Raw genomic sequence first — 8,782 nt, 5'->3', positions numbered from 1 at the left:
AGGCCCCGGTCGTGGTGACCTCCGAGAGGTCCACGTCGTCGAAGGTGCAGTCGACGAAGACCGCGCCACCCAGGTCGTCGCCGTACCAGTCGTCCCCGGAGAACGTGCGTCCCTCCACCACCTGCTCAGCCATGACCGCAGGTTATGCGGTGGCCGCTGCCGCGACTCCTGCCAGGACCAGCCCGAGGCCCGCCGCGAAGTCGTCCGGATCGCTGCTCGCGTCGATCGCGCCCACCCGGGCTGCCTGCTCGGCGGTCTGCTGCGCGATCGCGTGGCCGAAGACGAAGTGCAGCAGCGTGCGCACGGCGACGTCCTCCGTCTCCGCGGCGAGGCCCGCACCCGCGAGCGCCTTGTCGACCCGGTCGTACGCCTCGCGCCCCCCGAGCCCGAAGGCGAACATCGAGGAGACGACGTCCGCGCCGTCGCTGAAGGCCAGCACCGCGGCCCGCACGTCGTGGCACGCCGCCCGCACCTGGTCGAGCCACCCTGCGGCGTCGCCGGTGTCGGTGTGCGGACCTCTGGCCAGGATCTCGTCGGCCACCGCCCCCAGCAGCTCCTGCTTGTTGGCGAAGTGGTGGTAGATCGCGGACTGCTGCACGCCCAGCTCGGTGCCGAGCCTGCGCATGGTCAGGTCCGGAAGGCCGACCCTGCCCAGGATCCCCAGTGCCGTGTCGACGACCTCGCGTCGGTCCACGTGTGACCCGCCTCTCACTTGACCTCAGGTGCAGCCCAACCCTAGCCTGAACGCCGTTCACTGAACACCGTTCAGGATCTCCGGACGCCCTCGTGCACACGCCCTCGCACACGGGCCTTCGTCCACCGGCCCCTCAGACAAGGACCCCGATGAGCACCGAGACCGCAGCCCAGACCACCCGCCCGCCGGCGGCGCCCCAGCGGCGCTCGGCGAGCACCGACATCGCGCTCATCGCCGCCTTCGCGGCCCTCATCGCGGTCTGCGCCCTGCTCCCGGCCATCAACGCCGGCACGATCCCGATCACCCTGCAGACGTTCGCCGTCCTGCTCGGCGGTGCCGTCCTCGGTGCCCGACGGGGCTTCCTCGCCGCCGCCCTGTACGTCGTCCTCGGCGCGGCCGGCCTGCCGATCTTCTCCGGCGGCGCCGGCGGGCTCGGGGTGCTGGCCGGCCCGTCGGTGGGGTACCTCATCGGCTTCCCCCTCGCGGCCGCCCTCACCGGCTTCCTCGTCCAGCAGCTCCCCCGCAGGAACAACGCCCTGCGCCTGGGGCTGGTCTTCCTCTCCGGGCTCGCCGGCAGCGCCGCCTTCATCCACACCCTCGGCGTCACCGGCCTCGTGCTGCGCGCCGACATGACCTGGGGTGCGGCCTGGACGTACGAGCTCACCTTCGTGCCCGGCGACCTGATCAAGAACGCCATGATGGCCGTGGTCGCCACCGGCGTCCACGCCGCCTTCCCCGACCTGCTCGCCCGGCGTACGCCCCGCCCGCGGGTCTCCGCCAAGAACGAGGGCGAGACAATCACCGCGTGAGTCGCATCGAACTCGACCGGGTCGTCGTCACGGTTCCCACCGCTGGCGACGACCTCGTCGTCCTCCACGAGACTTCGCTCGTCCTCACCGAGCAGCGGGTCGCGTTCATCGGCCCCAACGGCTCCGGCAAGTCCACGATGGCCCGACTGCTCAACGGACTCGTCCTGCCCGCTGCGGGCCGGGTGCTGCTGGACTCCGACGACGTCGCGGCCGACCCCCGCGCGGCCCGCCGCAAGGTGGGATTCTGCTTCACCGACCCGTCGGCCCAGCTGGTCATGCCCACCGTGCTCGAGGACGTCGCCCTCTCGTTCCGCCGTACGCACCGCGCCAAGTCGGACCGGGTGGCCGCCGCCCACGAGGTGCTCGTCCGCTTCGGCCTCGACCACCTCGCCGACCGCAGCGTCCACGCCCTGTCCGGCGGACAGCGTCAGCTGCTCGCGCTCGCCGGCGTCCTGGCCACCGACCCCGACCTGCTCGTCGCCGACGAGCCCACGACCCTGCTCGACCTCACCAACACCAGGAAGGTGGCCGAGGTCCTCTTCGGCCTCCCCCAGCAACTCGTGCTGGTCACCCACGACCTCGAGCTGGCCGCCCGCTGCGACCGTGCGCTGCTCATCCGCGACGGCCGCGTCGAGAAGGACGGTCCGGCCGCGGACGTCGTCGAGCACTACCGGGTCACCGCATGAGCATGCCGCTGGGCATGTACGAGCCCGGCGACACCGTGTGGCACCGGCTCGGGGCCGGCCTGAAGCTCCTCGGCCTGCTGGTCGTCAGCACGCTCGTCGTCGTGGTCCGCGGGCCGTGGTCCAGCGTCGCGCTCGTGGCCGTCGCCGTGGGGATCTGCCTGTGGACGGGCATGAACCTGCGCGCGGTGTTCCGGTCCGTGCGGATCCTGCTGCTCATGCTGGCAGCGCTGATGGCGTGGCACGCCTGGCAGAACGGGTGGGCGCGGGCGGTGGAGGCGGTCGGGGACCTGCTCGGCCTGGTCCTGCTGGCCACCGTCGTGACGGTGACGACCCCCATCGACGACATCCTCGACGTCCTCGTACGGCTGCTCGGGCCGTTCCGGCGGGTCGGGGTCAACCCCGAGCGGGTCGCGCTGGCCTTCTCCCTCACCATCCGGGCCATCCCCACGACGCTCGAGGTCGCCCGTCAGACCCGGGACGCGGCCGCGGCGCGCGGCCTGGAGCGCGACCCCCGGGCCCGCCTGGTCCCGCTCGTGATCCGGGTGGTCGCCAACGCCCGCGCCACCGGTGAGGCGCTCGAGGCACGCGGCATCGGGGACGACTGAGTCCGTGCGAGGGTGGTGCCATGAGTGAGCACCACTTCAGCGTCACGGCCCTGTGGACCGGCAACACCGGGAACGGCACCACCGGGTACCGCGACTACGCGCGCTCGGTCACCCTCTCCGTCGACGGCAAGCCCGACCTGCTCGCCTCGGCGGACGCCGCGTTCCGGGGCGAGGCCTCACGGTGGAACCCGGAGGACATGCTGCTGGCCTCGCTGTCGGAGTGCCACCTGCTGAGCTACCTGCACGCCTGCGTGAGCCTCGGCGTCGTGGTCCTCGACTACGCCGACACCGCCACCGCCACGATGGAGGTCGTCGGGAACGGCGGCCGCTTCCGCGAGGCGGTCCTGCACCCCCGGGTCGTGGTGGCCGACGCGTCGATGGTCGCAGACGCGCACCGGGCGCACGAGCTCGCGCACGAGTGGTGCTTCATCGCGAACTCGGTGAACTTCGAGGTCCGGCACGAGGCCTCCGTCGTGGCCGCCGGCTGAGTCGGGGCGTCCGGGTCAGAACCCCGGAGCCGTACGGTCCCGCCACGGGTGGGCCTGCTCCACCTGCGCGGCCAGGCCGAGCAGGAGCTCCTCCTGCGCCGGGCGGCCGGCCAGCATGACCCCCACGGGCAAGCCGTCGGAGGTCCAGTGCAGGGGCAGCGAGACCGCCGGCATCCCGGAGACGTTCCAGGCGCTCGTCCACGGCGTGAACCGCTTCTGGTTCTCGAAGTCGCGGGCCGGGTCGGCGTCGTCGCGCAGCTCACCCACCAGCGCCGGCGGGCGGGCCAGCGTCGGCGTGAGCACCGCGTCGTACGGAGCCAGCGCCTCCACCGCCCGGGCGCCGATGCGGCGCAGCTCGCCCATGGCCCACCCGAACTCGGGCCCGCTGACCGCGTGCCCGCGCTCGCTGAGCCAGCGGGTCAGCGGGCGCAGGTCGCCCTCGCGCCCGGGCGGGGCGGGCGTCAGCGCGGTCAGCACCGCCCAGCAGGTCTCGAAGGTGGCCACCGCCTCCCGCGGAATCGGCACCTCGACGTCGACGACCTCGTGGCCCAGGCCGCGCAGCAGCTCGGTCGCCTCCTCCCAAGCGGTCACCGAGCTCGGGTCGACGTCGGTGTCGGCGATGACCGGCTCGATGAAGCGCGCCACCCGCAGCGGGCCGGGCGTACGGTCGCAGGCCTCGAGGAACGAGGTCCTCGGCTCGGGCAACCACGCCACGTCCCCGGCCCCGTGGCCGGCGAGCACGTCGAGGAACGCCGCCGCGTCGCGCACCGTCCGGGCCAGCGGGCCGGTCACCGCCAGGCCGGTCACCTCCCCGTACATCGGGGCGCCACTGACACGGCCGCGGCTCGGCTTGAGCCCCACGAGTCCGCAGCACGACGCCGGGATCCGGATCGAACCGCCCCCGTCCGAACCCTGCGCGACGGGGGCGAGCCCGGCCGACACGGCGGCGGCAGCGCCACCGGACGACCCGCCCGCCATCCGCGTCGTGTCCCACGGGGTCACCGCCGGCGGCAGGCCCTCAGGCTCGGTGTAGCAGGGGGACCCGAACTCGGGCGTACTGGTCTTGCCGAGGCTGACGAGCCCAGCCGCCTCGATCGCGTCGACCACCCCGTCGTTGAAGGGCGGGACGAAGTCCTCGTACGCCTTCGAGCCGAACGTGGTGCGCACGCCCGCGGTCATGTTGAGGTCCTTCACCGCGGTAGGGACGCCCCACAGGGGGCCGGCCCCCTCGGATCGCCCCGCTGCCAGCAGCCGCTCGGCACGCTCCAACGCCTGCTCGGTCGTACGCGTCACGAACGCCCCCACCCGGTCCTCGCGGGCTGCGTAGTGCTCGACCAGCGCCGCCGGCGTCACCTCCCCCGAGGCGACGAGGGAGCCCTGCTCCAGTGCGCTGAGGTGGTGGAGTCCGCTCATGGGCGTGACGCTACGGCACTCACGCGAGCAGCGAGTCCAGGACGGACAGGGCGATCCACGTGCCGGCGGCGGCGAGCGCCATGCCGACCCACGGCAACCACCACACGGACTGGCGACGCATGCCTCGTACGACGAACAGGACACCCGTGGCCAGCCCCACCAGGACCGGCCACCCCGCGCCGCCGAACACCAGCGCGTCACCCCAGCCGTCGGGGCAGTCCTGGACGCACGACCCCGCGGCCATCCCGCCGCCGAGGAGCGCGAAGAAGCCGGCCGCGAGCACGAGGCAGGCCAGCAGACCCATCCCCAGGATGCCGGCCACCAGGTCGACCGTCCGTCTGCTGTCCCCCGTCATGCCCCGACCCTCTCAGCCGGCCGGGGCCGGTGTCATCCCTGCCGCGCCCGTGCCTCAGGCGACGTGGTGGCGCCTCAGGCCGAAGACGAACGCGTCCAGCAGGGCACCCCACGACGCCTCGATGACGTTGGCGCCCACCCCGACGGTCACCCAGGTCGAGGCGCCGTCGGTGGTCTCGATCAGCACGCGGGTGATGGCGTCGGTGCCGTGCCCCTGGTCGAGGATGCGGACCTTGTAGTCGATCAGCTCGAACTTCGCGACCTCCGGGTACGCCCGCTCGATCGCGTCGCGCAGGGCGTGGTCGAGGGCGTTGACCGGGCCGTTGCCCTCCCCCACCACGACGTGGCGCACCCCGTCGGCCGTCAGCTTCACGATGGCCTCGCAGACGGCCCGCTCGTCGCCGGCCAGCGCCGCCTCGGTGATCACACGCCAGGACTCGACCTCGAAGTACGTGGGGCGCGTCCCCTCGACCTCCTCCACCAGGAGCAGCTCGAAGGAGGCGTCGGCCGCCTCGAACGTGAAGCCCTGCTGCTCGAGCGCCTTGACACGGTCGGTCACCCGCGTGACCAGGTCGCGGTCGCCGGACAGGTCGAAGCCCAGCTCCCTGCCCTTGAGCTCGATGGTGGCGCGGCCGGCCATGTCGGAGACGAGCAGCCGCATGTCGTTGCCCACCTCCACCGGGTCCAGGTGCTGGTAGAGGTCGGGGTCCACCTTGATGGCGCTCGCGTGGAGCCCGGCCTTGTGCGCGAAGGCGCTCGACCCGACGTACGGCTGCCGGCTGGCCGGCGGCACGTTGGTGACCTCGGCGACGGCGTGCGCGATCCGGGTCGACTCGCGCAGCAGTCCGGGCGGCAGCACCTGCTGGCCCAGCTTGAGCTCGAGGTTGGCCACGACCGTGACCAGGTCGGCGTTGCCGGTCCGCTCGCCGTACCCGTTGATGCAGCCCTGGACGTGGCTGGCACCCGCGTCGACGGCCGCCAGCGTGTTGGCCACCGCGAGCCCGGTGTCGTTGTGGCAGTGGATGCCCACGCGCACGCCGGTGGTCTCCACGACGTCGTGGACGACGTCGGCCACCCAGCCCGGCAGCATCCCCCCGTTGGTGTCGCACAGGGCGACCACGTCGGCGCCCGCCTCGTACCCGGTGCGCAGGACCTCGAGCGCGTAGTCACGGTTGGCGCGGTAGCCGTCGAAGAAGTGCTCGGCGTCGAGGAACACCTGCTGGCCCTCGGCGGTGAGGTGGCTGACGGTGTCGCGGATCATCTCGAGGTTCTCCTCGAGGGTCGTGCGCAGCGCGAGGTCGACGTGGCGGTCGTGCGACTTGGCGACGAGTGTGACGACCGAGGCCCCCGAGTCGCGCAGCGCCGCGACCTGCGGGTCGTCGGCGGCCCGGGTGCCGGCCTTGCGGGTCGAGCCGAACGCCGCGAGCTTGGCGTGGGTGAGGTCGAGCTCGGTGACGGCCCGCCGGAAGAACTCGGTGTCCTTGGGGTTGGCCCCCGGCCACCCGCCCTCGATGTACCCCACGCCCAGCCCGTCGAGGTGCCGGGCGATGGCGAGCTTGTCGGCGACGGAGAGGTTGAGCCCCTCCTGCTGCGCGCCGTCGCGCAGGGTCGTGTCGTAGACGTGGAAGGCGCCGTGCAGGTCCATGGGCTTCTCTCGGTCGGGGGTCGGCAGTGCTGGGTGCAACAAAAAACCTCCCGTGGGAACGAGAGGTCGGCGCGTCAGTGGAGGACTGACGCGCTAGGGAATGATCGTGAGCTGGTGTCGCACACCCCCATGGTGCCACGCGGCGGCCACGAGCGGGGAGCAGTCTCAGCAGCAGGGCGTGCGGGATCAGAACCAGCTGGGGGTGCTCGTCCCCGCGAACGGCGCGTCCGAGGCGGGCGCCCAGTTCGGGCCGCTCTGCTGCGCGTACCCGGCCAGTCCGGACGCCGCGGCAGCCACCACCAGCGCGACCAGGAACCACGGCACCCCGCGGGAGGCCGCGCCGTCGACGACCCGACGGACCGGCCCACGGAACCGACCGCTGCCCGGACCCCACCACGCGCTGAGGACGACCGTCAGACCGACCAGGGCCAGCGCGGTCGTGGCCCCCAGCGAGAGGGCGTACGCGAGCAGAGCCGCGGCCGACCCCATGCCAAGGCTCCACAGCAGGAGCAGCCCCGTCGCGGGGACGGCGGCCAGCAGGTGCCACGGTGTCGACAGCAGGCCGGCGGTGCCGTCCCACCAACGACGGCCCCGGGTGGAGCGACGGCGCTCGACGGCCGACGTGGCCAGGGAGCCGGTCCGCAGCAGCCACACCAGCAGGGAGAGCGTGACGATGAACAGCCACGGGGCGGCGGCCGCTGCCGCCGTCGCCACGGCGGCGGAACCGACGAGCAGCACCCCACGGCGCATCCGCTCGGCGAGCCCGGCCCGGGGCGGGGCCTCGACCTGGGTCCAGGACGACCACGCGTCCTGGTCCTCCTCGGACGGCTCGAGCCCGTCGACTGGCCCGGGAGCGTACGGCGAACGGTCGATCCGGGTCGGCGGCAGGTGCCCGGGCGTGCGGGGCGCAGGCTCGACGACCCCCGCCCCGTCCCACGGCTCGTCGAGCAGGTCGTCGTCGAGCAGGTCCGCCGCGAGCTCGGGGTCCGGTGCCGCGGTGTACGGCATGGTCACCGCCGGGTACGCCTCGACCGCGCGCTCCCTCCCCCAGCGACGCCGCTTCGGCGGCGCGGTGAGCTCGGCGAGCCAGTCGCGCACCTCGGCCAGGTCGGGGCGGTCGTCAGGGTCGGGAGCCAACGCCTCGTCGAGCAGCTCGCGGATGCCGTCCTCGACGTCGTCGATGTCGTGCTCACCGCGGCGCACCCGGTCCATGACCGCCATCGACGGACCGCGACCGAACGGCGCCCGCGCCTGCGCGGCGAAGGCGACGGTCGCCGCCCACGAGTGGACGTCCGAGACCTCGGTGGCCTCCTCGCCGAAGAGGATCTCCGGCGCGAGGTAACCGGGGGTACCGAGCAGGAACCCGGTCTGGGTGACCTTGGCGTCGTCCGCGATCCGGGCGAGACCGAAGTCGATGAGGATGGGCGTGCGCCCCTCCAGGATCACGTTCGACGGCTTGATGTCGCGGTGCAGGACGCCGACGGCGTGCACCGCCTCGAGCGCCTCCGCGAGGCAGTCGGCGAACCAGAGCAGGTCGTCCCCGACGATCGGCCCCTCGTCCCGGGCGTGGTCGTGCAGGGTCAGGCCGGGCACGTAGCGGGTCGCGACGTACGGGATGGCGCCCCACGGGTCGGCGTCCACGATCTCGGCCACCCGGCGGCTGCGGACGCGGCTCAGCGAGTCGACCTCGCGGGCCAGCCGTCGGCGCGCCTCGTCGTCGCCGACCACGTTGGGACGCAGCACCTTGAGCGCCACCGGACGCTCCCCGGGGCGCTGGGCCAGGTGGACCACTCCCATGCCGCCCTCGCCGAGGCGCGCGCGGAGCTCGTACCCGTCGACGGCCAACCCCGGCGGGGGCGCGCTCTGGTACGGAAGGGAGGCAGTCACCCCACGAGGCTACCGGGGCACTCAGAAAGCCTGGCGCAGCCAGCCGTGCGTGTCCTCGGCGCGGCCGTACTGCACGTCGACGAGCGCCTGACGCACCTTCATGGTGAGGTCGGTGCTCGCCGGCGCCGGCGCCTCGCCGCCGTCCCACTTGAGCGAGCCGACGGGGGTCACGACCGCGGCCGTGCCGCACGCGAAGACCTC

The 8,782-nt window shown here is 73.3% G+C and carries 9 protein-coding genes and 1 pseudogene; 4 read left to right on the top strand and 6 right to left on the bottom strand.

The genetic code is table 11. The features are described from left to right. Positions 1–142: 142 nt before the first annotated feature. Positions 143–694, bottom strand: coding sequence for a TetR family transcriptional regulator (locus tag ACI379_RS12075; protein ID WP_439792338.1), 552 nt, complete (start codon positions 692–694; stop codon positions 143–145). 149 nt (positions 695–843) lie between these two features. On the opposite strand from ACI379_RS12075, the gene ACI379_RS12070 reads away from it, so the two are divergent. The 4 genes from ACI379_RS12070 to ACI379_RS12055 are packed head-to-tail and all read left to right on the top strand — an operon-like array spanning position 844 to position 3,282. Further along, complete coding sequence (locus ACI379_RS12070) at positions 844–1,503, top strand: biotin transporter BioY (protein WP_439792337.1); 660 nt, start codon at positions 844–846, stop codon at positions 1,501–1,503. After that, positions 1,500–2,189 carry an energy-coupling factor ABC transporter ATP-binding protein gene (locus ACI379_RS12065; protein ID WP_439792336.1) on the top strand — a complete coding sequence of 230 codons (690 nt, stop codon included), beginning with the start codon at positions 1,500–1,502 and terminating at the stop codon, positions 2,187–2,189. Before ACI379_RS12070 ends, ACI379_RS12065 begins: the two co-directional genes overlap by 4 nt. Further along, positions 2,186–2,794 (top strand): energy-coupling factor transporter transmembrane component T family protein, encoded by a 609-nt coding sequence (locus tag ACI379_RS12060; protein WP_439792335.1) that lies wholly within the window; start codon positions 2,186–2,188, stop codon positions 2,792–2,794. The genes ACI379_RS12065 and ACI379_RS12060 overlap by 4 nt, the downstream gene beginning before the upstream one ends. Before the next feature lie 20 nt (positions 2,795–2,814). Next, positions 2,815–3,282 carry an OsmC family protein gene (locus tag ACI379_RS12055; RefSeq protein ID WP_439792334.1) on the top strand — a complete coding sequence of 156 codons (468 nt, stop codon included), beginning with the start codon at positions 2,815–2,817 and terminating at the stop codon, positions 3,280–3,282. A gap of 15 nt (positions 3,283–3,297) precedes the next feature. On the opposite strand, the gene ACI379_RS12050 is transcribed toward ACI379_RS12055, so the two are convergent. From ACI379_RS12050 to ACI379_RS12030, 5 genes and pseudogenes are all read right to left on the bottom strand, one after another. Further along, on the bottom strand, positions 3,298–4,695 hold the full coding sequence (locus ACI379_RS12050) for an amidase (RefSeq protein ID WP_439792333.1): 1,398 nt from the start codon (positions 4,693–4,695) through the stop codon (positions 3,298–3,300). 19 nt (positions 4,696–4,714) lie between these two features. Next, a complete protein-coding gene (locus ACI379_RS12045; protein ID WP_439792332.1) occupies positions 4,715–5,050 on the bottom strand; it encodes a hypothetical protein in 336 nt (111 codons plus the stop codon). Between the two features lie 54 nt (positions 5,051–5,104). Next, positions 5,105–6,694, bottom strand: a complete 1,590-nt coding sequence (gene cimA / locus ACI379_RS12040) for a citramalate synthase (protein ID WP_439792331.1) — start codon at positions 6,692–6,694, stop codon at positions 5,105–5,107. Positions 6,695–6,880: 186 nt separating this feature from the next. Further along, a complete protein-coding gene (locus ACI379_RS12035) occupies positions 6,881–8,581 on the bottom strand; it encodes a serine/threonine-protein kinase (RefSeq protein WP_439792330.1) in 1,701 nt (566 codons plus the stop codon). 21 nt (positions 8,582–8,602) lie between these two features. Beyond that, positions 8,603–8,782, bottom strand: a pseudogene (locus tag ACI379_RS12030) (branched chain amino acid aminotransferase); the annotation flags it as partial.

Source organism: Nocardioides sp. (assembly GCF_051876515.1).
Lineage (GTDB): Bacteria > Actinomycetota > Actinomycetes > Propionibacteriales > Nocardioidaceae > Nocardioides.
The sequence above is the reverse complement of the archived record's forward strand: the minus strand, read 5'-3'. Positions and strand labels throughout refer to the sequence as shown.

Bases quoted from the DNA above. Each gene is read 5' to 3' on its own strand.
- ACI379_RS12070 (WP_439792337.1), top strand. From the start codon at position 844: ATGAGCACCGAGACCGCAGCCCAGACCACCCGCCCGCCGGCGGCGCCC.
- ACI379_RS12060 (WP_439792335.1), top strand. From the start codon at position 2,186: ATGAGCATGCCGCTGGGCATGTACGAGCCCGGCGACACCGTGTGGCAC.
- ACI379_RS12055 (WP_439792334.1), top strand. From the start codon at position 2,815: ATGAGTGAGCACCACTTCAGCGTCACGGCCCTGTGGACCGGCAACACC.
- ACI379_RS12050 (WP_439792333.1), bottom strand. From the start codon at position 4,695: ATGAGCGGACTCCACCACCTCAGCGCACTGGAGCAGGGCTCCCTCGTC.
- ACI379_RS12045 (WP_439792332.1), bottom strand. From the start codon at position 5,050: ATGACGGGGGACAGCAGACGGACGGTCGACCTGGTGGCCGGCATCCTG.
- cimA (WP_439792331.1), bottom strand. From the start codon at position 6,694: ATGGACCTGCACGGCGCCTTCCACGTCTACGACACGACCCTGCGCGAC.